General features: G+C 67.2%; 26 protein-coding genes. 10 read left to right on the top strand and 16 right to left on the bottom strand.

Annotation, left to right across the window (positions count from 1 at the left end; genetic code table 11):
* Position 1 precedes the first annotated feature (1 nt).
* Both ACIO3S_RS06365 and ACIO3S_RS06360 read right to left on the bottom strand, forming a co-directional pair.
* Positions 2-1,396, bottom strand: a complete 1,395-nt coding sequence (locus tag ACIO3S_RS06365; RefSeq protein WP_400460657.1) for an ATP-binding protein — start codon at positions 1,394-1,396, stop codon at positions 2-4.
* 118 nt (positions 1,397-1,514) lie between these two features.
* Entirely contained in the window at positions 1,515-2,267 is a 753-nt protein-coding gene (locus ACIO3S_RS06360; RefSeq protein WP_400460655.1) for a PaaX family transcriptional regulator C-terminal domain-containing protein, read from the bottom strand.
* 91 nt (positions 2,268-2,358) lie between these two features.
* Between ACIO3S_RS06360 and ACIO3S_RS06355 the strand changes: the two genes are divergently transcribed.
* Both ACIO3S_RS06355 and ACIO3S_RS06350 read left to right on the top strand, forming a co-directional pair.
* On the top strand, positions 2,359-3,180 hold the full coding sequence (locus ACIO3S_RS06355) for an SDR family oxidoreductase (protein WP_400460653.1): 822 nt from the start codon (positions 2,359-2,361) through the stop codon (positions 3,178-3,180).
* Positions 3,177-3,890 (top strand): enoyl-CoA hydratase/isomerase family protein, encoded by a 714-nt coding sequence (locus tag ACIO3S_RS06350; RefSeq protein ID WP_400460651.1) that lies wholly within the window; start codon positions 3,177-3,179, stop codon positions 3,888-3,890. Before ACIO3S_RS06355 ends, ACIO3S_RS06350 begins: the two co-directional genes overlap by 4 nt.
* Before the next feature lie 21 nt (positions 3,891-3,911).
* Here ACIO3S_RS06350 and ACIO3S_RS06345 read toward each other — a convergent pair whose 3' ends face one another.
* Together ACIO3S_RS06345 and ACIO3S_RS06340 are read right to left on the bottom strand one after the other, a co-directional pair.
* Complete coding sequence (locus tag ACIO3S_RS06345) at positions 3,912-4,475, bottom strand: TetR/AcrR family transcriptional regulator (protein ID WP_400460649.1); 564 nt, start codon at positions 4,473-4,475, stop codon at positions 3,912-3,914.
* Between the two features lie 16 nt (positions 4,476-4,491).
* Positions 4,492-5,163, bottom strand: a complete 672-nt coding sequence (locus ACIO3S_RS06340) for a heme oxygenase (biliverdin-producing) (protein WP_400460647.1) — start codon at positions 5,161-5,163, stop codon at positions 4,492-4,494.
* Between the two features lie 450 nt (positions 5,164-5,613).
* Here ACIO3S_RS06340 and ACIO3S_RS06335 point away from each other — a divergent pair, with 450 nt between their 5' ends.
* The 4 genes from ACIO3S_RS06335 to ACIO3S_RS06320 all read left to right on the top strand — a co-directional run bounded on the left by ACIO3S_RS06335 (position 5,614) and on the right by ACIO3S_RS06320 (position 9,924).
* Positions 5,614-6,921: a hypothetical protein gene (locus ACIO3S_RS06335; protein WP_400460645.1), complete on the top strand. Its 1,308-nt coding sequence runs from the start codon at positions 5,614-5,616 to the stop codon at positions 6,919-6,921.
* Between the two features lie 217 nt (positions 6,922-7,138).
* Positions 7,139-7,996 carry a DUF1524 domain-containing protein gene (locus ACIO3S_RS06330; protein WP_400460643.1) on the top strand — a complete coding sequence of 286 codons (858 nt, stop codon included), beginning with the start codon at positions 7,139-7,141 and terminating at the stop codon, positions 7,994-7,996.
* Between the two features lie 103 nt (positions 7,997-8,099).
* A complete protein-coding gene (locus ACIO3S_RS06325) occupies positions 8,100-9,341 on the top strand; it encodes a hypothetical protein (RefSeq protein WP_400460641.1) in 1,242 nt (413 codons plus the stop codon).
* Positions 9,334-9,924, top strand: a complete 591-nt coding sequence (locus ACIO3S_RS06320; RefSeq protein ID WP_400460639.1) for a class F sortase — start codon at positions 9,334-9,336, stop codon at positions 9,922-9,924. The genes ACIO3S_RS06325 and ACIO3S_RS06320 overlap by 8 nt, the downstream gene beginning before the upstream one ends.
* 117 nt (positions 9,925-10,041) lie before the next feature.
* On the opposite strand, the gene ACIO3S_RS06315 is transcribed toward ACIO3S_RS06320, so the two are convergent.
* Both ACIO3S_RS06315 and ACIO3S_RS06310 read right to left on the bottom strand, forming a co-directional pair.
* Positions 10,042-10,344: a co-chaperone GroES gene (locus tag ACIO3S_RS06315; RefSeq protein WP_160029152.1), complete on the bottom strand. Its 303-nt coding sequence runs from the start codon at positions 10,342-10,344 to the stop codon at positions 10,042-10,044.
* Between the two features lie 53 nt (positions 10,345-10,397).
* Positions 10,398-10,655, bottom strand: a complete 258-nt coding sequence (locus tag ACIO3S_RS06310) for a DUF3618 domain-containing protein (RefSeq protein WP_160025189.1) — start codon at positions 10,653-10,655, stop codon at positions 10,398-10,400.
* Positions 10,656-10,737: 82 nt separating this feature from the next.
* Between ACIO3S_RS06310 and bcp the strand changes: the two genes are divergently transcribed.
* Entirely contained in the window at positions 10,738-11,208 is a 471-nt protein-coding gene (gene bcp, locus ACIO3S_RS06305) for a thioredoxin-dependent thiol peroxidase (RefSeq protein ID WP_400460636.1), read from the top strand.
* Between the two features lie 2 nt (positions 11,209-11,210).
* Here bcp and ACIO3S_RS06300 read toward each other — a convergent pair whose 3' ends face one another.
* The 3 genes from ACIO3S_RS06300 to ACIO3S_RS06290 form a co-directional block, all read right to left on the bottom strand.
* Positions 11,211-11,621 carry a hypothetical protein gene (locus ACIO3S_RS06300; RefSeq protein WP_160025191.1) on the bottom strand — a complete coding sequence of 137 codons (411 nt, stop codon included), beginning with the start codon at positions 11,619-11,621 and terminating at the stop codon, positions 11,211-11,213.
* 443 nt (positions 11,622-12,064) lie between these two features.
* Positions 12,065-12,748: a GntR family transcriptional regulator gene (locus ACIO3S_RS06295; RefSeq protein ID WP_400460634.1), complete on the bottom strand. Its 684-nt coding sequence runs from the start codon at positions 12,746-12,748 to the stop codon at positions 12,065-12,067.
* Positions 12,749-12,782: 34 nt separating this feature from the next.
* The gene (locus ACIO3S_RS06290) at positions 12,783-15,536 is read right to left on the bottom strand and encodes an AAA family ATPase (RefSeq protein WP_400460632.1); all 2,754 of its coding nucleotides are present in this window, start codon (positions 15,534-15,536) and stop codon (positions 12,783-12,785) included.
* Between the two features lie 147 nt (positions 15,537-15,683).
* On the opposite strand from ACIO3S_RS06290, the gene ACIO3S_RS06285 reads away from it, so the two are divergent.
* On the top strand, positions 15,684-16,643 hold the full coding sequence (locus ACIO3S_RS06285) for an alpha/beta hydrolase (RefSeq protein ID WP_400460630.1): 960 nt from the start codon (positions 15,684-15,686) through the stop codon (positions 16,641-16,643).
* Between the two features lie 77 nt (positions 16,644-16,720).
* Here ACIO3S_RS06285 and ACIO3S_RS06280 read toward each other — a convergent pair whose 3' ends face one another.
* Both ACIO3S_RS06280 and ACIO3S_RS06275 read right to left on the bottom strand, forming a co-directional pair.
* The gene (locus ACIO3S_RS06280) at positions 16,721-17,671 is read right to left on the bottom strand and encodes an SDR family NAD(P)-dependent oxidoreductase (RefSeq protein ID WP_400460626.1); all 951 of its coding nucleotides are present in this window, start codon (positions 17,669-17,671) and stop codon (positions 16,721-16,723) included.
* Positions 17,664-18,269 (bottom strand): type 1 glutamine amidotransferase domain-containing protein, encoded by a 606-nt coding sequence (locus ACIO3S_RS06275; RefSeq protein WP_400460624.1) that lies wholly within the window; start codon positions 18,267-18,269, stop codon positions 17,664-17,666. The genes ACIO3S_RS06280 and ACIO3S_RS06275 overlap by 8 nt, the downstream gene beginning before the upstream one ends.
* A 95-nt stretch (positions 18,270-18,364) precedes the next feature.
* On the opposite strand from ACIO3S_RS06275, the gene ACIO3S_RS06270 reads away from it, so the two are divergent.
* Entirely contained in the window at positions 18,365-18,709 is a 345-nt protein-coding gene (locus ACIO3S_RS06270; RefSeq protein ID WP_400460622.1) for an ArsR/SmtB family transcription factor, read from the top strand.
* A gap of 173 nt (positions 18,710-18,882) precedes the next feature.
* On the opposite strand, the gene ACIO3S_RS06265 is transcribed toward ACIO3S_RS06270, so the two are convergent.
* Both ACIO3S_RS06265 and ACIO3S_RS06260 read right to left on the bottom strand, forming a co-directional pair.
* Complete coding sequence (locus ACIO3S_RS06265) at positions 18,883-19,353, bottom strand: nuclear transport factor 2 family protein (protein ID WP_400460620.1); 471 nt, start codon at positions 19,351-19,353, stop codon at positions 18,883-18,885.
* An 82-nt stretch (positions 19,354-19,435) separates the two neighbouring features.
* Positions 19,436-19,792 (bottom strand): nuclear transport factor 2 family protein, encoded by a 357-nt coding sequence (locus ACIO3S_RS06260; RefSeq protein ID WP_400460618.1) that lies wholly within the window; start codon positions 19,790-19,792, stop codon positions 19,436-19,438.
* Positions 19,793-20,667: 875 nt separating this feature from the next.
* Here ACIO3S_RS06260 and ACIO3S_RS06255 point away from each other — a divergent pair.
* Entirely contained in the window at positions 20,668-21,852 is a 1,185-nt protein-coding gene (locus ACIO3S_RS06255) for an ATP-binding protein (protein WP_400460616.1), read from the top strand.
* Positions 21,853-22,195: 343 nt separating this feature from the next.
* Here ACIO3S_RS06255 and ACIO3S_RS06250 read toward each other — a convergent pair whose 3' ends face one another.
* From ACIO3S_RS06250 to ACIO3S_RS06240, 3 genes are read right to left on the bottom strand one after another with little or no spacing between them, the layout of a single operon-like run.
* A complete protein-coding gene (locus tag ACIO3S_RS06250) occupies positions 22,196-23,032 on the bottom strand; it encodes an HpcH/HpaI aldolase/citrate lyase family protein (protein ID WP_400460613.1) in 837 nt (278 codons plus the stop codon).
* Between the two features lie 12 nt (positions 23,033-23,044).
* The gene (locus tag ACIO3S_RS06245; RefSeq protein WP_400460609.1) at positions 23,045-24,358 is read right to left on the bottom strand and encodes an SLC13 family permease; all 1,314 of its coding nucleotides are present in this window, start codon (positions 24,356-24,358) and stop codon (positions 23,045-23,047) included.
* Between the two features lie 12 nt (positions 24,359-24,370).
* Positions 24,371-25,591 (bottom strand): CaiB/BaiF CoA transferase family protein, encoded by a 1,221-nt coding sequence (locus ACIO3S_RS06240; protein WP_400461068.1) that lies wholly within the window; start codon positions 25,589-25,591, stop codon positions 24,371-24,373.
* Between the last annotated feature and the right edge of the window lie 60 nt (positions 25,592-25,651).

Raw genomic sequence — 25,651 nt, 5'->3', positions numbered from 1 at the left:
GTCACGGAGCGGCGACGGGAACCGCCACGTCCGTGCCTCCCTCCTTCGTGAAGCGCGCACCCATCCGGAAGAACGACGGCGTTGCCACGAAGCGTCCGGCGAAGAGCGCCTCGCCCTGCTGGAAGAAGGGCGCGGTACGCAGCATCGCCGAGGGCGCGAAGCCGAACAGGTGAGCAACGGCGGCAACGTCGCCGGGCGAGTTCATCCGCATGAGCACGAGGTTGTCGCACTGCGATACGACCTGCTGATGAATCTTGTCGGGTCGCTGGGTCGAGAGCACCAGCCACAGCCCGTATTTTCGACCCTCGGCCGCGATCTGCACGATGCGGTCCACCAGTGCCTGCTGCAACGCACCTGAAGCGTCCGCCGGACACAGGTTGTGGGCCTCGTCGATCACGATCAAGGTGGGAACCCGGCCGGTGCGTTCCGCCCACAAGCGCTCGACGAGGTCGAGGCTGATCGCCATCGGCTCGTGCGGATCCTCGAAACCACTCAGGTCGAGCACCGTCGCTCGGGTCCCCGAGGACACGATCTCGGCGGCGGACAGCAGCTCGCCGGCCCAGACCTCCCAGCGGTCGAGGCCCAGGTTCTCGATCCGCTGACCCAGCGCGCGCTCGTCCGGGGCACCCACCAAGAGCTTGCGGATCACCTGCTGCAAGTCGGACGAGGCCATCTCGTCCATGCGGTGGATCAAGAGGTTGTACTCCTCGCGATCGCGCATCGGATCGAGCTCGAGCAACGCCGCCTGGGCTCGGCGCGACATCGTGGAGAAGCGCAGCCTGAGCGGCTCGTAGTCGGTCGTGTCTGCGCCCAGAACCCGTACCGCCGTCGCGGACAGACGATCGGCAACTGCCGCCGGTGCGTCGGCACGCGGTTCGCCGAGGCTGACGAAGTCGGCGTTGGGGTCGAGCACGACGACCCGGAGCTCGGTGTTCAAGATCAACCGCTCCAGCATCGCCCCGAGCGCATAGGTCTTGCCGGAGCCGCTCTGGCCGCACAGGAAGGTGTGCCGGTTGAAGGCCCCAGGTCTCAGCAGGGCGGGGACCTCGTGTCCGGCGGACCGCCACGTGCCGACCTCCAGCGTGGCCCCGGAGACCTGCTGCAGTCGCTCGAGGTGCCGTGTGCTGGGCTCGGAGAGCCGGGCGTTGCGAAACGGCTGACGGCGCTCCGGCCGCGGTACGCCGGTCTCGTCGAGCGGACCGAGCAGGATGCCGGACCCACCGTCATCCAGCACGGCCGGGTCGTTGCAGTCCAGAACCTGACCAAGCACCATGCCGCTGTCCTCGGTGGTCAGAACCACGATGTCGCCCGGAACGACGGCAAAGGTCTCCTGCCCGACGTACACGAAGGTGCGGCCGTCTGATGAATGAGCGAGCAAGGCCTCAGAAGTGTTCACGTCTCCCCCGCAATCCCTGACGTTTCGCCGGCGGACGACCATCCGTGGCGTACTTCAACCTGTGGATCGTATCCCGCTGGCTACCACGCCACCGCGACATCCGATCACGCTCGTACGCTCAGGAGATGCGCTCGGTGAGCGCCCGGCGAGTGTCGATCAGCCAGTCCTTGTAGTCGAGGTGCGCCTTGCGCAGCGCGGCACCTGGCCAGTCTGCGGGAAGCAGCTCGTCGGGCAGGACGGGATCCGCGAGCAGGTGACGTACGGAGGTGGCGCAGGCGGTGAACCGCAGCACGGGGTCATCGGTGTCGGTGGCCGCCAGCAGCTCGCGCGCCCGGGCGGCCCAGCCGACCAGGTCCCACAGCCGGCCGGCAAGCTCCGCGGGGTCGGTCGTGGGCCGCATCGTCAGCCGCTCGCACAGACCGGCGAGCTCATCGGACCACTCGAGGTCGAGGTTCGCCGGGCGTACCCACACGCCCTCACGCAGCTCGGCCAGACGGAGCTCGGTGAGCGTCGCCCGGAGGCTCGCCCTGTCGGCAGCGGAGCGGCCGGTAGCGGTCACCACGACCATGTCCCAGTCACCGTCCCAGGCACCGGTCTGCACGTGGATCGCCGCCTCCTGCCGGCGCTGGCGGTGGCTCAACCTCTCGGAGAGCCGGTATCGCCCCTCCGCAGTTCGGACCAGGTCGTCGGCGGCGACCATGCGGGAGAGCGCGACCCGGACCGTCGTCTCCGAGAAGCCGACCAGACGGCCTCCCGCGACGAGCTCGCGGGCGGACAACGTCGGCACCTCGGCGCTCATGAGCAGGCCCAGGAGCGCCGATCGGGCGGACACAGGGCGAAGGGCGCTCGCATCGGCATGAGTCGGTGACATCGCTCCGGATCTTACATGAATCCCGCATCCGCAGATGATGTGTTATTTACATCATTGCCACAGCCGCAGAGGATCTGTAACGTCCCTGGGCATGAGCCTTACTGGACGCACCATCATCATGTCGGGCGGCAGCCGCGGCATCGGCCTGGCCGTGGGCATCGCCGCGGCCAGGCTGGGAGCCAACGTCACGCTGCTGGCGAAGACGGACACACCCGACCCACGCCTCCCCGGCACCGTTCACACTGCCGCCGCGGAGATCGAGGAAGCGGGCGGGCAGGCACTGGCAGTGGTCGGCGACGTCCGCGACGAGGCCTCGGTGGAGAACGCCGTCGCACAGACCGTCGAGCGGTTCGGCGGCATCGACATCGTGCTCAACAACGCCTCCGCGATCGCGCTCGACGGCACCGAAGACCTGCCGATGAAGCGCTTCGACCTGATGACGCAGATCCAGCTGCGCGGGACCTACCTGCTCACCAGCAAGTCGCTTCCCCACCTGCGCGCATCGGCCAACCCGCACATCCTGTCGCTGTCGCCGCCGATCAACCTCGCCCCGCAGTGGCTCGGCGCACACCCGGCGTACACCCTGGCGAAGTACGGAATGAGTCTGCTGACGCTCAGCTGGGCAGCGGAGTACGCCGAGCACGGCATCGCCGCCAACTGCCTGTGGCCGGAGACCCTCATCGCCACGGCCGCGGTCCAGAACCTCCTCGGCGGAGACGCAGCGGTGGAGAGGTCGCGTACGCCCGAGATCGTCGCCGACGCCGCGGTGGAGATCCTGGGCCGCCCCTCGCGCGAGTGCACCGGCAACTCGTTCCTCGATGTCGACGTGCTGCGAGACGCTGGAGTCACGGACTTCTCCAAGTACGGCGGGACCGGCGACCTGGAGTACGACATCTTCGTGGACCGGCCATGACCAGCCTCGTGCGGGAGCGGCGCGGAGACGTCGAGATCCTCCGGCTCAACCGTCCCGAGAAGCGAAACGCCCTCGACACCCCGACGCTCCGCCTGTTCAACGACGCATTGAGAGAACTGTCCGATGACGGCGAGGTTCGCGCGGTGGTGCTCTCGACGACATCTCCCGACGCCTTCTGCGCGGGCGCGGACGTCACCGAACCGCTGGACGCGGCAGGCGGAGTCGCCCGGATGGAGGCGTTCGCCGAGCTCTACCGGCTCGTCGAGCAGGTGCCCGTGCCGACGATCGCTGTCTGCGTCGGCAACTGCGTGGGCGCCGGCGCCGAGATCATCGCCGGCTGCGACCTGCGCGTGGCCGGGGACAACCTGAAGCTCGCCTGGGCCGGCGCCCGGCTGGGCGTTCCAGTCGGCCCGGCCCGACTGACCCAGCTCGTCGGCCTCTCCTGCGCCAAGGAGCTGATCTACACCGGGCGCCCGGTCGGGGCGGACGAGGCCGTCGCGACAGGCCTGGCCCAGCGTACGGCTCGCGCCGACGAAGCCGAGGCGGTCGCTCTCGAGCTGGCAGAGCTCATCACGCGCCAGTCGCCCGACGGGATCCGCACCCTGAAGGAGATGTTCCGCGAGCTCGAGGGCACTGAGGACCGCATCACCTACGAGAACGAACGGCTGATCGACTTCCAGAGGAACAGCGTCGGCCTGCCGCAGGGCTAGCTGACCTACTCGCCGTGCGACTCACCGGGCGCCGACGGCGCGGAGGACGAACTCCTCGATCCGCTCAGCCGGAAGGTTGCGGGTGCCCAGGACGGCATGGACGAGGGCGAGGGTGGCGTCGACGTCGGTGACGGCGAAGATGCCCTGCTCGGCGCCCTGCTCGAGGATCTCGGCGAGGACCCGCTCGACGGCGACGACGTGCTCGCGGATCTCCTGGCGAGCCTCCTCGGGGAGCCCGCCGTAGACCTGGGGGCCGAAGCCCATGTGGAACTTCTCGCCGAGGGTGAGGTGGTTGCGTACGTAGATCCGCAGCCGTTCGGCAGGCTGATCGCTCGCGGCGAGCTGAGCCTGGAGGGACGCGACGTATTCCGAGGTCTCGTGGGTAGCGAATGCGACCATCACCGCGTCGCGGTCCTTGAAGTGGTGGTAGATCGCGGTGCGTCCGATCTCCGCGCGCTGCGCCAGCTTGGACATGCTGATGGCGTCGTAGCTGCCCTCGGCCATCAGCTCCGCGAACGCCGCGAAGATCCGTTCGCGCACCAGCCTGCGGTGTTCGGGGACGTTCTCGGCGGCGATACGGGGCACGAGAGCGAACCCTAGTTCACCTGCGATAGAGGTCGAGGCGAGCGCCGAGCTCCTCGAAGAGGGCCTGGTTGAGACCGAAGGCGACCTGGACCTCCTCGACGATGCGGATCTTCTCCGCGGGGCCGAGGGGCAGCGCGTCGAGGCGGGCGCGGTAGCCGTCCTTGTAGGGCTTCGGCTTGGGGATCTCGGTGAACTCGTAGAACGCCACTCCCTCGCCGTCGAGCTCGAAGAACCGATCGAGCAGCCGGCCGATCGCCTGGCCACCGGAGAGATCACCGAGGTAGCGCGTGTAGTGGTGGGCGGCGTAGAGACCGCCCCAGGCGCGGGTGGCCTCGATCCGAGCGACGTACGCGTCGACGGCCGCCGACTCCACGGCATCACCGTCGACACCGGGCGCCCACACGGCCAGGTCGGCATCGATCGAGGCCAGGCGCTCCAGGGCGACGTCATGGACGGCTTCGGCGACGGCGTCCGTGGCGGCCAGGTCGCGGCCGACCGTCTCGAGCGCGACGTAGACCTTGCGCAGGCGCAGCAGATAGTCGGCGTACCCCTGCTCGTTGAGCCGGCCGGCCAGCAGCTCCTCCATGAAGGAGGAGCTCTCGGCGGCCGTGTGCTGGATCCGGGAGCCCTCGCGCATCAGCGCGGAGAGTGGAGCGTCGTGCATCTCGTCGGCGAGGAGGGCGGACATGTGTGCTCCAGTCAGGGTCGGGCGGCAGCGATCGGCGGTCCGGCAAAGATCCTGACACACTGTCAGAAAGTCGGCAAGGTTTTGGTTAGGTAACCCTAACAAACTCGCCTCAGATCGGGTTGTGGAGATGCCTACAGTGCATTGTTCCCGAACCGGAGAGCACAACGTGACGACCACAACTTGCCCAGGCGTCTCAGACGTTCGGGTAGCGATCATGAGGAAGATCAACAAGGGGTCCGACCAGATGCTCGAAGACGACGTGTTGCCGGGGAAGTTACGGCCGATTTCACGGCCATCCGGGTCGTCTCGTACGCCTATGCACCCGCGATCCGACGTGGCTAAACTCCCCGCTTCGTCACGGCGAGTCACAGCAACCGGGGGGCTGCAGAGGCTGACTTCTACTCGTCGTGCCCTGTCATCGACAGTTATCAACACCATTGGAGAAGTCACTTGCGCTCCCCACTCTCGGTCCGCGGAGCCGCCCTTGCTGCGGCGACCGCGATGATCGGTCTTTCCGTGACCGCGGCCCCGGCGACTGCGGCGGAGAAGCCCCAGGCCAAGGCCTCGTCGGTCGCTCTGACCGTCAACGTGTCTGACAAGGTCAAGGTCGACACCGGTCGCTACACCGCCACCTACAACGGCAAGAAGACCGTCAACTCGGGCACCAACAAGCCCGCTCTTCCGCTCCTCGCGGGCGAGCAGCAGCTGCTCTCGGTCGGCGTCTTCGCCCAGGACGCGGCAGCCGCCCTCCAGAACGGCACCGTCTACTCCGGCGCCTGCTCGGCCCTGGCCGGCAAGGGCGCGACCCTCGTCGCCATCGGCGACGGCTCCAGCTGCGTGAAGCCGGGCGAGGCCGTCACGGTGAACCTCGCCGAGCTCGACCTCCAGAAGCTGGGCGCCACCACCGACTACCTGCTCAACGACGAGAGCAAGGACGTCCACGTCAAGCTCGGCCCGGTCAACGACCTGGTCCAGACCGTCGTCTCCGGCGTGCTCGCCAAGGTCGGCGGCCTCTCGGTCGGTGTCGACCTCGACGCCGCGGAGAGCACCTGCATGGCGCAGGGCACCAAGTTCAAGGGCAAGACCCAGCTCAAGAACGCCGCCGTCACCGTCAACGTCCCCGGCAAGGGCGACATCAAGGTCGCCGACCTTCCGGCGAACCCGAAGAAGAACACGACGGTCGTTCCCGACCTCTCCCCGGTGACCGACGCTGTCCTCGGCCGCGTCGACACGCTGCTTCAGTCGGGCCTGAAGACCAGGGACGGGCTCGCCGGCCTGGACGTCTCGATCCGCATCGACCTGATCGAGCACATCAAGGAGCAGCTCGCCGTGCTGCTCAAGGGCCTCGAGACCGACCTGGTCAAGCTCACCCTGAACAAGCAGGACAAGACCGCCAAGTCGCTCGAGGTGTCCGCTCTGGACATCAACGTCCTCGACACCGTGAAGAAGGTCGGCGCCCCGACGGCCGCCAAGGTCGCCATCGGCACCAGCACGTGCGGCACCAACGGCCTCACCGCCTCCGAGGAGAAGGCTGCGGCCAGCGGTGACAAGAAGAACGTCGACGTCGTCGTCTCCGGCGACAAGTCCGACCCGGACACGAGCGTCCAGGCCAAGCCCGACAACGCCCCGGCCAACGCCGAGCTCAACCTGCTCTCGTCCCCGGCCGCCAAGGGCGGGTTCGCCGCAGGCGCGCTCGTGCTGCTCGTCGCCGCTGCTGCCGCCACCCGGTGGTTCCTGCTGCGCCGGTCGCACGCCTGATCCGCTGATCAGGACTCCCCGGTAGGACCGTCGTAGAACCTGCGACACCCGCGTCCCGGGCCAAGGCTCCAGCCTCGGCCCGGGACGCGCTCGTTTTGTCGGAAAGGGTGCAGGTTCTGGGCGGCGCGCCTGCGTGCCGCCCGCCGTGGGATCCGACAGGGTTGGGCCGCCCCCGATGCTCCCCAGAGCTCTTCCCCCATCTCTCTGGAGTCACCCCATGCTGCGCCCGCTGGCGACCCTGCTCGCCGTCGTACTCCTCTGCTCCGGCTGCGCCGAGGTCTCCCAGCCAGACACCGCCGTCCAAGCCGGATACGGCGCCGACAGCGGCGAGGAGGTCAGCCTTCCGCTGACCGAGGCCATCGCGAAGCTCCCCGTCGCCAAGGAGGTCACGTCCGGCTACGAGCGGGAGAAGTTCAACCACTGGGTCGATGCCGACGGCGACTGTCAGGACGCCCGCACCGAGGTGCTCCTCGAGGAGTCGAGGAAGAAGGCGCGCGGCAAGTGCGATGTCACCAGGGGCGTATGGCTCTCCACGTACGACGGGGTCACCGTCAAGCGCCCCGGCGGCCTCGACATCGACCACATGGTCGCCCTCAAGGAGGGCTGGGAGTCCGGCGCCAACGCATGGACGGACGAGCAGCGGGAGGCGTACGCGAACGACCTCGGTGACCCGCGCGCCCTCATCGCCGTCACCGCCGCGACCAACCGCAGCAAGGGCGACCAGGACCCGGCCGACTGGATGCCCGACGCCACGAGCTACCACTGCACGTACGTCGCCGACTGGGTCGCCGTGAAGATCCGCTGGAGCCTCTTCGTCGACCGTGCGGAGAAGGCTGCGATCGAGGACATCGCCGCCGGCTGCGACAACCCCGAGATCACCGTGCGCCTGGCCGGGCCGGCCCCGAGCGACCCGGCCCCGAGCGACCCGGACGCCCCGGACTCGGGTGAGGATCCCCGCTTCGACACCTGCGCCAAGGCGACCGCGAAGGGCTACGGGCCCTACCGGAAGGGCCGCGACGCCGAGTACGCCTGGTACCGCGACGGCGACAAGGACGGCACGGTCTGCGACAGCTGACGCGACACCCGGATTCCGCAGGTCAGAAGCGATACCCCAGCCCGTAACGTACGAGGCTCTTCCTCCGTTGAGTGTGACGAACGTCAAAGGGAGGGATATTCACGTGCGCACAACACTCATCGCGCGGGGGGCCGCGGTGGCGGCTGCAGCCGCCATGGTTGCCTTGTCAGCAGCACCTGCGAGCGCCGCCACGGTGTCGCAGGCGTCCGCAACCGCGCTGAGCCTCGAGCTGGCCGGCACCGGAGCGACCGACTCAGGCACCTATGCCGTCACCAACGACGGCTCCACCGAGTCGGCCAAGGGCACCAACGAGCCGATCGTCACGGCGCTCGGTGGCCAGGACGCCATCCACATCGGCACGCTGGCCCAGGACGCGGTCGCCAAGCGCAACGCCACCTCGGCCGCCTGCGCCGGCATCGCCGGCGACGGCGCGACCCTGGTCGCGGCCGGGTCCGGTGACTGCCTCAGCGGCGGCGACAACGTCTCGCTCGATGCTGCCAGCCTCGACTTCAGCAACCTGAAGGTGATCCAGTCCGACCTCTTCCAGGGAGCCGACAGCCAGCTCCAGGAGCTCGGCAAGCCCGTCCAGGACCAGATCACCAGCGCGCTCGCGCAGCTCCTTGCCCCACTGGTCGGCGGATTGGACGGCGCCGGCCTCTACGTCGACCTCGGCGCCGTGCAGAGCAGCTGCACCGCCGACGACGACACCGCCTCGGGCGACAGCACCATCGCCGACTCCTCGGCCTACGTGGTCATGCCCGGCGGTGACCGGGTCACCCTCGTCGACCTGCCGGTCGAGCCCGCCGTGAACCAGAAGGTCGTCACCGACCTGTCCGGCGTGGTCGACGCGATCATGGCCGGTCTCCGCACCCAGCTCACCCAGGGCCTCGACGGGGCGCTCAGCGACCTCACCCAGGTCACCGACGCGATCCAGAAGCAGGTGCTCGCCACGCTCCTGACCTCGCTCGAGGAGCAGCTCGCGCCGCTGGAGGACAACGTCCTCGACATCACCCTCAACGCCCAGGACAAGTCCCCCGGCGCGATCACGGTGACCGCGCTCGACGCCAAGATCCTCCCGGCCGCCGAGGCCTTCGTCGGCAGCAGCCTGGCGCACCTGACCATCGGCACCAGCCACTGTGGTCCGAACAGCCCGGTCACGAAGACGGTCGTCAACAACCCGCCGAAGGCAGCCAACCCGCCGGCTTCGGTCCCGACCGTCGTGACCGCCGGTGTGGAGAGCTACGACGACGGCAGCGCCGGACGCATCGCTCTGGTCACCCTGCTGCTCCTCGCGGCCGCGGGCGCCGGTGTGGCGACGTACGTCCGCATGTTGCGGCGTGGCTGACACCTCTGCTGACTCGCCGCCGCGGCTCGCCGCGGCGGCGGGTGGCCTCTGGACCGCGCTGGTCGTGCTCGCTGTCGCGATGGTGCTGGCCGGGCTCTTGTGGCCCAGCGGCAGCGCCGCGGTGGAGGTGCCGCCCGGCGCCCCGCAGCGCCTCGAGCTGCCTGGGCTGAACACGAAGGCGAGGGTCGTCCCGATCCGCCTCAAGGGCGAGGTGCTCGACCCGCCGCGCAACCCGCGCGAGATCGGCTGGTGGGTCGGCAGCGCCAAGCCAGGCTCAGCGCAGGGTCAGACGGTCGTCACCGGCCACACCGTGCACACCGGTGGCGGCAGCCTCAACAAGCTCGACCACATCGAGGAGGGGCAGGAGGTCGACATCGTCACCAAGGACGGGACCTTCCAGCACCAGGTCGACTCCGTCGAGGTGCTCAGCCGCAAGGAGCTGGCCGAGCAGGCCCAGCGCCTCTTCGGGCAGGACCACGGCGACGGCCGCCTGGTGATCATCACCTGCACCGACTGGAACGGCTCGAGCTACGACAGCAACATCGTCGTGATGGCGCATCGGTTTAACGCACTACCTTCGTGACGCCGAGTCGGCGCATCTGACCCCGTGCTTCTCGTGGTGCCGAGTCGGCGCATCTGACCCCGTGTCTCGCGAAGCGAAGCGAGCGGGAGGGGTCGGATGCGCCGACTCGGCAGTAAATCAGAGGTACAAGCCGGTGGACTCGTCCGCGATCCGCTCCGCAGCAACAGCGTGCACGTCGCGCTCGCGCATCAGGACGTACACCTCTCCGGCGACCTCGACCTCCGGCTTGTCATCGGCGTCGAAGAGCACCCGGTCACCGATCTCGACAGCCCGCGCGTGCGGACCGACCGCGACCACCCGTGACCAGGTGAGCCGCCGGGCCGCGCCCATGGCGGCCGTCGCCGGGATGACGATGCCGCCCGAGGAGCGACGCTCACCGGCGTCGGACGCGACCTCGACCAGCACCCGGTCGTGGAGCATCTTGATGGGGGTCTTGTCGGTCACGTCCGTGTTGCCTTGCCGGTGGGGAGTGGTCAGTTGGCCTTGGTGATCTTACGCAGCGTGGCCATGAGCACGACGGTGCCCACCACCCCGCCGACGGTCTTCGCGATGTTGCCCATCTTCGGCTCGCCGGAGACCGGGTCGACGTAGACCGCCTTGATAGCCGCCACCTGGCGCTGAACGATCGTCTTCGGGCTGCCCCGGTAGATCAGCTCGTCGATGGTGCCTGCGAGCCGCTCGCGGATCTCTTCGATCTCGGACTCGAGCGAGGAAGTCTGGTCCTTGGACATGCGCAGACCTTAGCAACCGGCGTACGTCCACTGCGTGCTCCACCGCTGCGGTTCGCCTGGGAATGTTCGCTAGGTTGGCTCCATGACGCGTCTCGAGCCGGGCGATGTGGCCCCCGACTTCACTCTTCCCGACGACACCGGCGCGGAGGTCTCGCTCAGCAGCCTCCGCGGCCGCAAGGTGATCGTCTACTTCTACCCCGCCGCGATGACCCCCGGCTGCACCAAGCAGGCCTGCGATTTCACCGACTCGATCGACTCGCTGAAGGCCGCCGGCTACGAGGTCGTCGGCGTATCCAAGGACAAGCCCGCCAAGCTCGCCAAGTTCCGCGAGCGTGACGGGCTCACCATCGCCCTGGCCTCCGACGAGGACCTCTCGGTCCACAAGGCGTACGACGCCTACGGCGAGAAGAAGCTCTACGGCAAGGTCGTCGAGGGCGTGATCCGCTCGACGTTCGTGGTCGACGAGGAGGGCAAGATCGAGGTCGCGCAGTACAACGTCAAGGCGACCGGTCACGTCGCCAAGCTCCGCCGCGACCTCGGCCTCGCCTCGTAGCTCTACTGCTGGTCGTCGGGCTTCTTGAAGTCAGGCGGAGGAGGTACGTCCTCCCCCGGGATCTCCTTGGGCGGCTCGACGACCACGGGGCCGGCGCCGGCACTCCACTTGGCACCGGTCTCCATCAGCCACTCGCCCGCCTGGGCGGCGACGTCGGTGGCGGCCGCGCCGACCTGGAGCAGACCCGACAGGGCCTGGTTACGCGGCGTGTCCGCGTCGGGTGCGGACGCCATCGCAGCCCTCTTGGCCTCGATCTGAGCCTTGAACTCGCCGGCCTTCTCGACGGTCTTCTCGCCGCCGGTGACAAGGTGAGGTGCTGACTTCACCTTGGCGTCCGCAACAGCGGGCTTGGCGCCTTCGACGCCCTTCTGGACGCCATCGCGCCAGTTGGACGCGTTGTCCTTGAACGACATGACTTCATCCCTCTCCTGGATGGGGTGGTGTTCTTCCATCCTTGAGGGTCCGGTGACCAATGTCCATGGGGATCGACCCTGGGACGCCCCGGGTCGGACCCGGAATCTGTGTGCAGGCCACGACACGTTATTCCAGAGCTGTCAACAAAATGTCCTTGCTAGACCGCTGCCTGGCAATCACATCGCAGCCTCCTCGAGAGGCTGAGACGCGGCCAGTGGCTCGTCTACTCCGAGGTCGCCTCACTGACGAAGATCGAGCCGTGATCGTCAAGGCCTACCTAGGGGGCAGCGCCGCAACCTGTGTCCTCGCGGCGCACCACGGCGTCAGCGACTACTCGATCTGCAAGGTCCTCCGTCACGCGGGCATCGCCGGAGTTGGCCGCAGCGTCTCACCGGACGTTCGATGGTAGCCCTTGCCCAGGGGTCTTCATCGAGCACGGCAGTCACGTCGTGGTTGCTCGAAGGCTGGCAAGCTGTTCGCGGCGGTCGCCGAGGATATGTGCTTCCCAGGCAATGATCGCAGGCCGGCCGTCGTGAGTGCGTTGGGCTTCGAGAAGGAGCTCGGTGAGCTCGATGTGTCGTTGCAACTGGGTGGAGACGACGAGCTCAGGAGGGTCGGCGTGGGTGAGCCACGTGTGCACCTGGTCGAGGATGTCATCGAAGCGGGCGATGAGGCGTGGAAGCCCAGTGAGCGCAACCACCTCCCGGTGGAACGCCAGGTCGGCCTGGGCGATCTGGGACCAGCGACCGGACTCCGCCGCACGCTCGATCGCCTTCAGCCTGTCCCGCAGCGGAGAGAGATCGCTCTGGTTCGCCACGAGAAAGTGGATGGCCGCGGACTCGTCGGCGAACCGGAGGAGCTGCAGCTCGGACAACGACTCACGATCGATGCTCACGACTCGACAGGGCTTGTTCGGCAGCTTGATGACCAGTCCGCTCAGCGCAAGTCGGTCGAGGGCCTGGCGTACCGGCGCACGGCTCACACCGAGCTCCGTGGCAAGAACTGAGTCCTTCACAGGCGCCCCTCCCGCCAGCTGTCCGGAGAGGATTCGCTTGCGGATGATCGCGTGCACCCTATCGGCGATCGGTCGGCTGTCGATGACAGCATCGTTGGCGCTGCCCGTCATGACCTGGGCTTCTCCTGTTCTGGTGGGCGACGTCCTAGATCGTATGGCCGGCGTCGGTCAATGTGTCGCGGAGCTGCGCGCGGCTGGCGACCCCGAGCTTGGGAAAGGCCTTGTAGAGGTGGGTGCTGACCGTGCGGTGCGAGAGGTAGATGCGGTCGGCGATCTCCTTGTTGGTCATCCCGCGCGCTGCCAACAGTGCGACCTGTAGTTCTTGCGGTGTCAGGACGGTGGCCGCCGGCCACGAACTCTGGTCGGGTCGGGCGAGGACTTCGCCCGCGGCCCGCGCCTCGGATGCTGCGCGGCCGGCGAGCATCTTGGCCCCTACCGCGTCGAACACGGCGAGTGCGCTCTTCAGATGGGGTCGCGCGTCGACCGGACGGCGTTCGCGCCGGAGCCATTCCCCGAACAACAGGTGGGTACGCGCCAGTTCGAACGGCGACTCACTGAGCTCTCCGGCGCGGACTGCACTGCGAAAGTGGTCCTCGACGGCCACGGCCTCGCCGTCAACCTCGGCGATCAGCGCTTTGCTCCGCCCTACGAGCGAGGTGAGGAACGCGGAGCGGTAGGCGCGGGAGGCTTTGTCGGCTGCGGTCACGTTCTCCCGGATGGTGTCGACGCGGTCCGCGCGGACAGCTGCCTCTGTGCGATCGGCGATAGCCCACAGGGCTCGGGTGGGGTGCACGCTCATGTGGGTGAACTCGATGAGCGCGTCGCGGTAGTGGTTGTGGGCGAGTGCGACGATCCCGGTCGCCCACCTTGACTCCGCGCTCGCCATGGCGAGTGGGTTGGTGGTCGCGATCTCGCTCAGTCGTGCCAGGGCGTCGTTCATGGCTTCAGGCTCGCCCAACATGGCGTAGGCACGCGCGACGGTTGCGACGCACATGGTCTCGATGAGCGGCTGGGCCGTGTCGCGCGCCATGCGGCCCGCGAACTCCGCGTCGGCCAGCCCCTCGCGGATCCGGCCGCGGAGCAGCAGGAGCGCCGCCCGGCCGCGCAGGGCCTGCGCTTCGTCTGCCGGAGCCCCTCGTTCGTGGAACAGCTCACGGCTCAGGCCCCAACAGGTCAGGGCGGTCTCCAGGTCCTGCAGGGACTCGGCGGCGATCGCGAGCGAGACCATCCCGAGCGGGAAATGCCGCAGTTCGGAGACCAGCCGGGGCAGCTGGGCCCGGATGTCCTCCTCGACATGGCCGAGGGGAGCCAGGAGCGCCAGCGCGACTGGCTTGAGCGGACTGTCGGTCTCGACGGCTCGGATCTGGGTCTCCAGCCGGCGCCAGTCGTCTGGGGGGAGGTTGCGCCCTCGGGCGTTCAGTGCTGCGCCCCACAGGATCTGGACTTGTCGGGCAGCGTTCTCCGCGCCTGGCAGCCGAGACGTGACCGCCGTCCAGTCGGCGCGGGGGTGACCACCCAGGCCCGTGGTCAGGCTGAGCGCTATGCGTGTGGTGGCGAGCTCGGCCAGGGTCTGCGGCTCCGTGGCGACCTGGTCGGCCTCGTTCAGGATCTCCAGCGCTTCCTCACCCATGCCCGCCGCGCGGGCAGCGTCAGCGGCGTGAGACAAACGTCTTGCACGATCTGTCACCTGCCCCGAGAGAGCGGCGGCCCGCTGGTAACCGGCAGCGGACTCGCTCAATGCGCCCTTGGAGCGAGCACGACGAGCGGCGTCCTCCATGGCCTCGGCCACGGCGTCGTCTCGTTCGAAGGTGGCGGCCGCCTGGTGCCAGACCGCCCGGTCCGGGTCGCGGATCGAGCCGGCGAGTGCGCCGTGCGTCTCCTGCAGGCTCGCTGTCGACGCAGACCCCAGGACGGCGGCCCGCAGCAGTGGATGGCGGAATTGAGGCCTGCCGTCGACGACGCGGAGCAGCCCACGGTCTTCCAGCGGTGCGAGGTCGCCGAGCCCGAGGCCGACGGACTTTGCGGCCTCGAGGATGTCCACCATCGGTGCGTCGTCTGCTGCCGCTGCCAGCAGCAGCAGGCGGCGGCTGGCCGGGCCGAGCCCGATGGCCTGTGCAAGGAACGCGCGCTCCAGCGCACTGGTGGTCGGGAGGGCCGATCCCAGCTCGGCCTGGTTGCTGCGCGTGAGCAGAGCGGTGGACAGCTCGCACAGCGCAAGGGGGTTGCCGGCTGACTCTCGCAGGACGCGTCTGCGCGCAGCGGCTGGGAGTCCGGATGCCCTCCGAGCCGTGAGCTCTGCCGCTGCATCTTCATCTAGTGGGGGCACCCACATGGTCTCGACCGGCATCACGAGCTCGGCCGCGGGCCGCCACGACGGGCGGCTGGTTGCGACCATCAACACCGGGGCTCCCTCCAGCCGCAGGCTGACGAACGCGAGGGTGTGCGCGGTGGCGTGATCGATCCAGTGCAGGTCCTCCACGGCGAGGAACAGGGGTTGCTTCTCGGCGGCCTCCTCGAGCAGCCCGAGCGCGGCGATCCCCACGAGGAGTCGATCCGGAGCCGGGCCATCGGCGAGGGAGAAGACGGTCGCGATCGCCTCCCGCTGGCGGGACGGCAGGGCGGGCAGATGATCGGCGAGCAGCGGGCGTAGCAGCTCGTGGAGCGCGCTGAAGCCGACCGGGGACGAGCCCTGCAGCCCCGTGCAACGCAGCACCCGGTAACCGGAGTGCACCGCTTCGGCGACCGCGGCCCGTAGCAATGTGGACTTGCCGATCCCGGCGTCCCCCTCGATGAGCAGGGATGTCCCGGCTTGGCCCGAGGCATCGACCAAGCTGCTCAGCCGACTCAGTTCGTTCGTCCGCCCGACCAGGTCGTAGGCGAGTGTTGGCCGTTCTGACACGCCGCCAGAGTATGCGCCTCGCGGACAAAGTGTCGACACTTCATCCGCAGATCTACGTCATGCCACGGATGCCCGGCGCTGAGCGCCTCGACCACAGTTGACGGACTGGCAAGTCGCCAGGGAAGTCAACGAGTCTGGAGACGGAATATGCCTGGAAACCCGAAGAACGTCGCGCTCGAGCCGGCTGCTCAGGCGTTCGTCGACGCCACGTCGACTCCGCCGTTCCTGTACGAGCTCCCGCCGGAGGAGGGCCGGAAGGTCGTCGACTCGGTGCAGGACACGCCGATCGAGAAGCCGGACATCGACGAGGAGTGGGTCGAGATCACTGGCGGGCCGACCGGCAGCGTACGACTTCGCATCCTCAAGCCCCTCGGCGTCGACGGCGACCTTCCGGTGATCCTCTACGTACACGGCGCTGGATGGGTGTTCGGTAACGCTCACACGCACGACCGCCTCGTTCGTGATCTCGCGATCGGGTCGAACGCCGCTGTGGTGTTCCCGGAGTACGACCGGTCGCCGGAGGTCGGGTACCCGGTCGCGATCGAGCAGTCGTACGCGGCTGCCCAGTGGGTCACGACCGAAGGCGGCGACAAGGGCCTGGACACCACGAGGATCGCGGTGTCTGGTGACTCGGTCGGTGGCAACATGGCGATCGCGCTGGGCCTGCTCGCGAAGTCGCGCGGCGACGTCCAGTTCCTCAAGCAGGTGCTGTTCTACCCGGTGACGAACGCGGCGTTCGACACGGAGTCCTACGAGGAGTTCGAGGTCGGCTACTTCCTCAGCCGCGAGGGCATGAAGTGGTTCTGGGACCAGTACACGACCGACGAGGCGCAGCGGGCCGAGAGCACCGCCTCTCCGCTCCGGGCGAGCCTTGAGGAGCTGGCCGGCCTTCCCGACACACTGATCATCACCGCGGGCGCAGACGTCTTGCGCGACGAGGGCGAGGCGTTCGCGGCACGACTGCGCGAGGCCGGCGTCAAGGCTGCCAACGCGCGCTTCGGCGGGATCGTGCACGACTTCGCGATGGTGAACTCGCTGCACGACACCGAGTCGGCCAAGCACGCCGTCTGGCTGGCGACCGCGTCGCTGCGCGACGCCTTCCAGTAGTCGCCGGTGCCGGTCGGCGGACGGTGTGAGGACTGAACGGCGTGGTGCGCCAGAGGCACACCACGCCGTTCCGCCGGTCATCGCCCGAGCGCGCTGGTGCCGAGCTCCCAGAGTCGGTCAGCATTGCCCGGGTCGACCGCATGGCGAGCGACACCCGTCGCGTGTCCCTCACCCGTCTCGACGACGGGCGCCTCCTGGTTGTCCTCGAAGTACGTGCCGGTGACGTGGGCCGTGAGCGGCGACGCGGCCAGGAGCACCGAGGTGGCGGCACCCTGGGCCGTGGACTTGAAGTAGGGCTGGTCGATGCGGTTGCCCTCCTCGTCCATCGCGCCCATCGCACGCAGTGTCTCGTCGTCAAGGTGTCGCTGCAGCCGGGTGGTGATCCAGCCCGGCATCAGCGCGTTGGCGGTGATGCCGTCGGCGTTCCAGCGGCGTGCCAGGCCGACCGCCAGGAGCACGTCCGCGGTCTTGGACTGCGAGTAGGCGTTCCATCGGTCATAGCCACGCCGCTCGTACTGGGGGTCGGTGAAGTCGACGCCTGCTCGCAGGTGTGCGGCGGAGCTCACCAGCACGATGCGGCCGCCGGCCCGTGCCAACGGGCCGAATAGGCCCTGAGCGGCTTTGAAGTGACCGAGATAGTTCGTGGCCAGTTGCAGCTCCCACCCTGCGGCGCTGAGCTGTCGCCGCGGAAGTGCCATGATCCCGGCGTTGCCGATCAACCCGTCGAGAGCGCCGCTCCACCCGGAAGTGAAGCGCTCGACACTGTTCAGGTCCGCGAGGTCCAGGTGAGCGACGTCGATCCGACCGGCCACGGCTCCCACCGAGGCCAGCCACGTACGTGCCGCCCCGGGATCGCGGACGCCGATCGTCACCTCCGCGCCCTTGCGTGCCAGGGCGAGCGTGGTCTGCGCGCCGATACCCGACGCGCCACCTGTGATCGCGTAGCGCTTGCCAGTCAGGTCGACGTCGGTGAGTATTTCATCTGCGGTGGCATCGGCACCGAACGGGGTCTGGAGCAGTTCACTCATGGTGTTCGCCCTTCGTGTCCTTGGCGTCCGCGAGGCGCTCCAAGAAGCGGGCCAGCTCGCGGGGCATGTCGCCTGGCTTGCGCGAGGTGATGTACTGCCCGTCCTCGACCACGGGCTCGTCGACGTACTCCGCACCCGCCTCGCGAACTTCAGGGGCGACGTCACGCCACGATGTCATGCGGCGACCGGTTGCTAGGCCTGCCGAGATCAGGATCTGCGGGCCGTGGCAGACGGCTCCGATCAGACGGCCGGTGTCGGCGAAGTCTTTGACGAACCTCAGAGCCTCCGGGATCTCTCGCACCTCGGACGGAGCGAGGCCACCCGGGATGAACAGTGCGTCGTAGTCGGAGGCAGTGGCATCGTCGATCCGCGTAACGCCGGTCTTGAGGGCCAGGCCCTTGTACCCGTTCACCTCTTCGCCGGCGGGCGTGAGCACGTCGACGTCGTACCCCTCCTCGGTGAAGCGGTAGTACGGGTAGAAGAACTCGATGTCCTCGACCCGGTCCGCGGTCAGAATCGCGATGCGCCCCTTGGGCTCGAGATCCTCTCGAATCGCCGCCCGGTTGTCCGGTACATGAATGTTCGTTGTGGTGGCCATCTCTTTCTTGCTCCTTCTGAGGGCTCATTTCCTCATACCGCCGTGAACGTTTGATGTTGATCAAACATTCCGCAGCGTGCGGTATCGTTTGACATATGTCAAACGACGGCGAGAGGTCGACCCAGTTTCCTGTGCCGGACCCCAGCGAGATCGAGCTCGTGCCGGTCCTCAAGGCGTTGGCCGACCCGGTGCGGTTGCGCATCGTTGCGCGCCTTGCTGACGGCAACTACCACCCATGCACCGTTGACGAGTACGGGATCGCGATCCACAAGTCCACGCTGTCCCACCACTTCAAGACACTGCGCGAGGCGGGTCTGACCAGTACTCGTGTGCGTGGGCGGGACTACGCGGTGCGATTGCGCGGCGGTGACCTCGAGGAACGCTTCCCCGGCCTGATCGCGTCCGTGGTCGGCGTCGCGACGCAGCGGGAGACTCGATAGCTCACGATGGGCTTGTGGAGATTCGGGCCGACGCTACAGTCCAGTAGTTGACGCGCAATGCCCTGTGGTGGCTGAGTGGTTCGTTCCGTGCTGCGAGGCCGGGCGACCGCAGTATGAATTGTTGCCACGGTTGAGCACCCGCGACGTGTGCTTCACGATGTCAGCTGCTTTCTTCAACTGATCGAGGGCTCCGAAGGTCTCCTGTCGGTCCAATCGAAGACGATCCGCCGTGTCGCGATTCGCCACCCGCCGGACGTCCGTACGAAGCGGTCAAGGTAGCGGATCGACATGGTCACCAGGGAGGTTTCGCCCTGGTTGCTGAGGAGGTGGAACGCGATGCAGTACGTCTCGCCGTCAGCTTCGTCGTCACCGACGAAGCTGACGGTCGACTGACCGTTGAGGTATGTCGTCGCGTCGTACTGCATGATGAGGCTGGCGAACGTCTCCGCAAGACGGTCGCGCCCTTGAATCTCGTCTAGCGGTTCGGTGTGGGCTGGGTCGCCGTTGAAGAGGATGACGCGCCCGTCGTCGGCGAAGACTGATGCTTCCAAGCGGGCATCACGGCGGTCGGCGCCCCGAGCGTACGTATCCACGAGCTCGCGGATCGCGATGCGGTCCTGAAGGCGCTGTACGGTGTCGCTCACAAACTTCCCTCCTCGTGGGGCAAGCCGCACAGGGCGTGGCCCGTTTGCCGGGTCGTCGCTGCTGTCCTGGGCCGGAGTGCCGTTACGGCTGCTCGCCCTCGCCGAAAAATGTCGCAACGGCCTGGATGAGGCCATCTTGCACCGTGATCACGTCGACGCCGTGCAGGATCGGGGCACCTTCTGGGCCGAACGCCCATGGCATCGCCCCGATAGCGTCGCCTACATACTTGCGGCCGTCGGCTGCGAAGACGAACGTTTCCGGAGCCTGCTGCAGGATTTCTGCCGCCTTGGCCTCCAGCGCATCCCAGCCGTGGACGACTTCTTCTGGGTCAGTGAAGCTGACGTCCGCGGCGTAGGTGCGCTCGATGGCAACTCGCCGGCTGCCCGCATCGCGGTTGCCGAACACCTGGAAGAGATTCGCCTCGAGTAGTTCAGACACAGTTGCCATGGTGGTGACCTGCTTTCGACTGGAACGGATTCACGGGAAGGGTTGCACCCGCGGCGCACTGAGGCAATGCAGCGGATGGAAGATCAGTCAGCTGACGTATGGTCCACAGTTCTGTGCAAGTACGGCCCGTGACGCGTTGAACCCGATCTGTCTCTTATCCGTGTGGCTGGTGGATGGCGCTGGCTCAGCCGTGGATGCGGAACTATTGACGAAGGCCCAGAGGGCCGCGCTACGCAACGCCTCGAAGACTGCCGAGACCCCGAAGCAAACGAAACTCCCCAGCGATGGCGCCGGGGAGTTCGACTCAACTGAAACACTCCTACACCGTCACCTTCTGCGTGAAGGTTGGAATAGAGGTGATCTGGTGCATGTCTTGGGACGGTACTCGAATAGCAGAGGTGACGGCCCTGGCCTCCTAGACCGTTGTCTCGCCGTCACATCGCAACCACCGCGAGAGGCTGAGGTGCGGCCAGCACCTCGTCGCATCCGCGATCGTCTCGCTGACGCCGACCGCGCCGCGATCGTCGCCGGTTACGTCACAGGCACGGCGATGATTGCTCTCGCACGCCAATATGGCATCAGCGACTACGCCGTACGTGTCATCCTGCGCCAGGCGGGAGTCGGGCTCACCAACTCGGGACTCTCGGTTGAGACCGTCTCCCGCGTTAGGAGCCTTAACTCGACAGAAACTTCCGTCGCCGAGATCGCTCGGCGGGCTGGCGTCGGAGAGAGCACCGTGCGTCTAATCCTGGCCAAAGATCGGAGCAGCTAGGCCGATTCCACGCTCTGCTGCCGTTTGTACCAGTCGCACTGCCACAACGTCATTCGACGGCGGAGGCGTCGGTGGTCACTGCTAGAACAGTTCCATGACCAAGGATCCCCAGCCATCGCGGTTCAAGAAGGTGAGCCCCGCCGCGAAGCGGATCCTCGCTCTCGGAGAATCAGACCGCTACGAGTTCAAGCGCGACATCGACGCCGTCACGCCGAAACTGCTCGCTGGTCTTGCGAACTGGGTATCGCTCGATCCGGATCGGGATGCCGCTCACCTGCTAGTGGGCGTCGACGAAGCCGAAGACACGGACACCGGTCTCGTCTATGGCGTGCCGTGCGGACTCGCGAAGGGACTCGACAAATCCGTCGCGCGTATCCAGGACATGGCGAGCAAAGTCCGACCCATCCCAGTAGACGTCCGCATCATCGAGGAAGTCGTCGAAGAACCCACCCCGTTCATTCGTATCGAGATCCGTCCGACGATGGCCCCGCACTTCGACGACGAAGGGCGTCGCCAGACCAGGCAGGGCCGATCCACTCGGGCACTCACTGACGACGAACTACTGGGCATCTACCTTGATCGGGAAGCTGGGAGTTTCGCGACACGTTTCCGACAGACAACGACGGAGTTGCAGTCAGCGGTCGGTGCGGTCGGTGGTCAGGTCGACCAGATCGCCGACGCCATCGAGACGAACATTGCCGAACCTATCGCGCGAATGACTGCTACCGCAGCCGATGCCGCCGATGCCCCTCACTCCGCAGCCTCGTCCGCCGACTCAGCCGCAGCCGCCGCCGACTCGGCATCGTACGAGCTCGAGGATGTCCAGCGGTTGGTCAAAGACCTCCACGAGGTGGTCGAGCAGATCCAAGAAGAGGAACCACAGAGCCTCGCCTCCCGAGTTATCGGGACCCGCCGGAAGATCTGGTGGGAGTTCACCGTGGATACCTTCGAGCACACCTCCGTACGTGCGACCCGCCTCGCGGAGCAGTTACGCGACCTGCTTCAGGGCGAAGTTGCCATCGACGCCGCCCACAACACCTGGGAGCTTGGCCTCTGGGAGGAACTCCTCAATGAGCGGAAGAACCAGAACCGGGGGCGCGGAACGCAGGCGTGGTGGAGCGGCGTGGTGAAGGAAGTCCCCAAGCTTATGGAGAGGCCACAGTACGGGCCACCAAACTTGCCCGATCTCCGCGCAGCGATCAAGGCCGACATCGATCACGAGGTGGACGATCCTGGGAGCGTGACGAACCAGTTCCGTGCTCTCATCGACAATGAATGATCCCTCACGCCGAACGGAACTGTCGGACGCTCTGATGGGCGACTCCGTACAGGCTGGGGAGGCTGATCTCCGAGCAGGGTCTGCACGTCGTTGACGCCGTCGCGGTTGGCCTCGGCGGACCGGGGGCCTCGCCTCGCTGTGGTTCTCGCATTGCTTGCGGATCCCGAGCTCGGGCGCAGATGACGTCGACGGCGGCGACGCCCGGCGTGGACCAGTAACCTGTTGTAGGCGCCAGTGACGTCTTCAGTGACGCGGACGGTCCCGGGCCGAGTAGAGGTGCGCCGCGAGGTTTCAGGCGCTGACATCAACTGCCCGAAGTAGGTCACTGCGAGCAGTTTCGTACTCAGCTCTTTCGGCAGGACGACACGCTCGAGTCTGCGTCGGTGGCATAGAGCCGAGCCAACTCGATCACCGGGCGGTCGACCATCCGGCCTTCGAACCGGAATGCGCCTCCCTCGTGGTGTCGCGCCGCGGCCAGCACCCGCTTCGCCCACTCGATCTCGTTGTCGGTGGGTCCATAGGCGGCGTTGACTGCATCAACCTGGTCGGGATGAACGCACAGACGCCCCCCGAATCCGCGGTCCCAAGATCGTCTCGAGTTGCGGGTGAGCGGGTACGAGCCTCGTAGGTCAGCATGCACTCCGTCCAGCGGGCTAGGGAGTCCGGCTGCGCGTGATGCCAGGACGATCGTCGACCTTGCCAACTCCAGTTCAGGCTCGTCGGGAGTCGGTCGGATGCGGGCGTCGAGGGCGAAGTCGATGCTTCCAAACGCAAGGCGGTCGACGCCAGGGGACCGCGCGATGGCGGGTGCCTGTAGGACTCCGACAGCAGACTCGACGAGCGCGATGATGCTGGCCTGAGGGAGCTTGGTGCGAACACGTTCAACGTCGGTGGTGGACTCGCATTTGGCGATGATGACCCCGGTCAGCTCGTGGGCCGCCGCCAGGGACTCGAGGTCGTCCTCGTGCCACCCCGAGTCGTGGGCGTTGATACGCACGAAGCCAGGTCGAGCAGCGAGCCACTCCACGGCAGAGGATCGCGCGATGGCCTTACGGTCTGGGGCGACAGCATCCTCGAGGTCGAGAACGATGCCGTCGGCACCTGAGCGCTCCGCCTTGGCGAAGCGGTCGGGCCTGTCACCGGGTACGAAGAGGAGCGATCGGGCAGCGATCTGTGACATGTCGGGTCCCTTTCAGACGACGACGAACGCGAGCCAGGCCAGCAGCGGTGCCGCCAGGGTCATGCCAACACCCCACAGGAGCAGGGAGCGATAGATCTTTGCCTGTACAACTGCGGGTGAGTTGGCGACGACAAGGGCACCGTTGGTTGAGAACGGGCTGGCGTCCACGACGGTTGCCGAAACGGTCAGCGCGATGACGAAACTGGTCGCGGCGAGATTGCCGGACTCGAGAAGCGGCACGGCGAGCGGCGCCAGCACCGCTAAGATCCCGGTGGTTGACGCAAATGCGGATACGACGCCGCCCATGTAGAGGATCAGCAGCGCGGCGACGAGTGGAACGCCCACGGCGGCCACGTTTTCGCCGAGCCAGTCGACCACGCCGACCGCGTCGAGCATCGTCACATAGGTGACGATTCCGCAAACCAGCAGGATGACTGGCCACGCGATCTCCTTGGCCCCAGCAGCACCTGACTCGGGGCGGATCACGGCCAGCACGGCCGCGACCGTGAGAGCCAGGAACCCTGTGTCCAGAGCGAATACCGTGGAGCCGATCACCAGCGTCGCTATCCCCGCCAGCGTCATGGCCTGCTCCGGCTGAAGCCGGTGCTGCACATGCGGCTCGGCATGTACGGCGGTGGCGCTGATGCTGCCACCCGCTGAGATGCCCGGGGACGTGGTCGTGACAGCGTGCGGGCCGGCACCGCGTTGGGTCCCCGGGATCTCGGTGGGCTCGAACGGTCGCCGCCCGAACACCAGCCAGGTCACCACGCACACGAGCAGGCCGAACGCGAGGTTGCCGATGAAAAGGGCCCCCGTGTCGATATCGATGCCGGCGGCGTCCATGGTCCCGTTGACAATGCCGCCGAGGATTCCGGTCGGTGCGTAGCTCCCTGCCGCCGCGCCGTTCACCACCATCAACCCCAGGTAGAGCGGCGAGAGTACGTACCTCATGCCGAACGCGATGCCGATGGGCGCGACGATCGCGACGGCTGCTGGGGATGCGGCGCCTGCTGCGGTGAGCCCCACCGCTACGGCGAAGAGCACCCACGGGATGAGGGCAACCCGGTTGCCGACCAGGTGCAGTGCCGCCGCGACGATCCAGTCGATCGTGCCGTTGACCCGGGCGATCCCGAAGAGGAAGGTGACTCCGACCAGAACGACGAGAAGACTGGCGGGGAACCCGGCCAGGATGTCCTCAGGTGCTCGGTCATAGACGATTGCGCCGGTGGCGAAGGCAGCTGCAAGGGCGAGGGTTCCCATGTTGACGCCGCGGACAGTGCCAAGAAGGAAGACCGCCGCGAGAACGAGGATTCCGATGAGTTCCATGACTGTGCCTCCTCAGCCTTCGGTGCCTGCGGGAGGGGTGGACGCATCGATGTCCAACCACTCGAGTACTGACTGCGTGTGCTGGCCGAGGGCTGGCACGCCGCGCATCGTGGGCTGGCGCCCGAGCACCGTGACGGGAGGGATGAGTCCCTCTACGGGGCCGGCCTCGGTGTCGAAGGTCTGCCAACGGTCGCGGGCGCGCAGTTGAGGATGGTCGGCGAACTCCGCCATGGTCCGTTGCTGGCCGTATGCAATAGAGGCTCGGTCGAGTCGTTCGATGATCTCGGTCGTCGGCAGGTCGCCGAGGACGGAGCAGACGATGCCGTCGAGCTCTTCGCGGTGGGCGACCCGCTGGGCGTTTCCGGTGAATCGGGTGTCCTCGAGAAGATCGGGGCGATGAAGGACGACTGTGCAGAAGGAGGCCCACTCCCGCTCGTTCTGGAGGCCGAGAGTCACCGTTTCGCCGTTCTTGGAGGGGAACGGTCCGTAAGGAGCGATGGTTGCGTGACTGGCACCAGTGCGAGCCGGCGATGTCCCGCCGTATCGCTGGTAGTAGTCGGCGTACCCCATCCACTCGCCCAAGGCCTCCAGCATCGAGACTTCGAGGTTGGCCCCGCGACCTGTCTCGGAGCGTTCGAACAGCGCGGTCAGAATGCCGGAGTATGCGTACATTCCGGCGCAGATATCGGCGATTGAGATGCCTACCTTCGAGGGTGTCTCGGGCGTTCCGGTGATGGACACCAGACCCGCCTCGCACTGCACCAGGAGGTCGTATGCCTTCTTGTCGCGGTAGGGGCCGCTGTTGCCGTAGCCGGAGATGTCGCAGGTGATGAGTTCCGGATGGGTCTTCGCCAGTGTCGCGGATCCGACGCCCAGCCGGTCTGCGGCCCCGGGAGCGAGATTCTGGACGAGGACGTCGGCACGGTCGACGAGCCGATGAAGAACCTCATTGCCCTTAGGAGACCGCACGTCCAAGACGATGGATTCCTTTCCACGGTTGAGCCACACGAAGTGGGACGCGACACCCTTGACGGTGCGGTCGTAGCCACGCGCCAGGTCGCCGGTGTCGCGCTCGATCTTGATGACACGGGCCCCGAGGTCGGCGAGTTGTCGGGTCGCGAACGGCGCGGCGACCGCTTGCTCCAGGGCCACCACCGTGACCCCGGCAAGGGGTCCATTTGAGGGCGAGGGGCGCAGAGTCGGATGCGAATCTGAGTTTGATCGAGGTGTCACGTGGATCTCCATTGTCTGGACAGGTTCAGACGATTGTGACGCCGGCCACATGCCCGTGTG

The sequence above is a fragment of the Nocardioides sp. NPDC087217 genome (assembly GCF_044744805.1).
GTDB lineage: Bacteria > Actinomycetota > Actinomycetes > Propionibacteriales > Nocardioidaceae > Nocardioides.
Note: the sequence above shows the minus strand (reverse complement) of the source record. Positions and strands in the feature narration are given on the sequence as shown.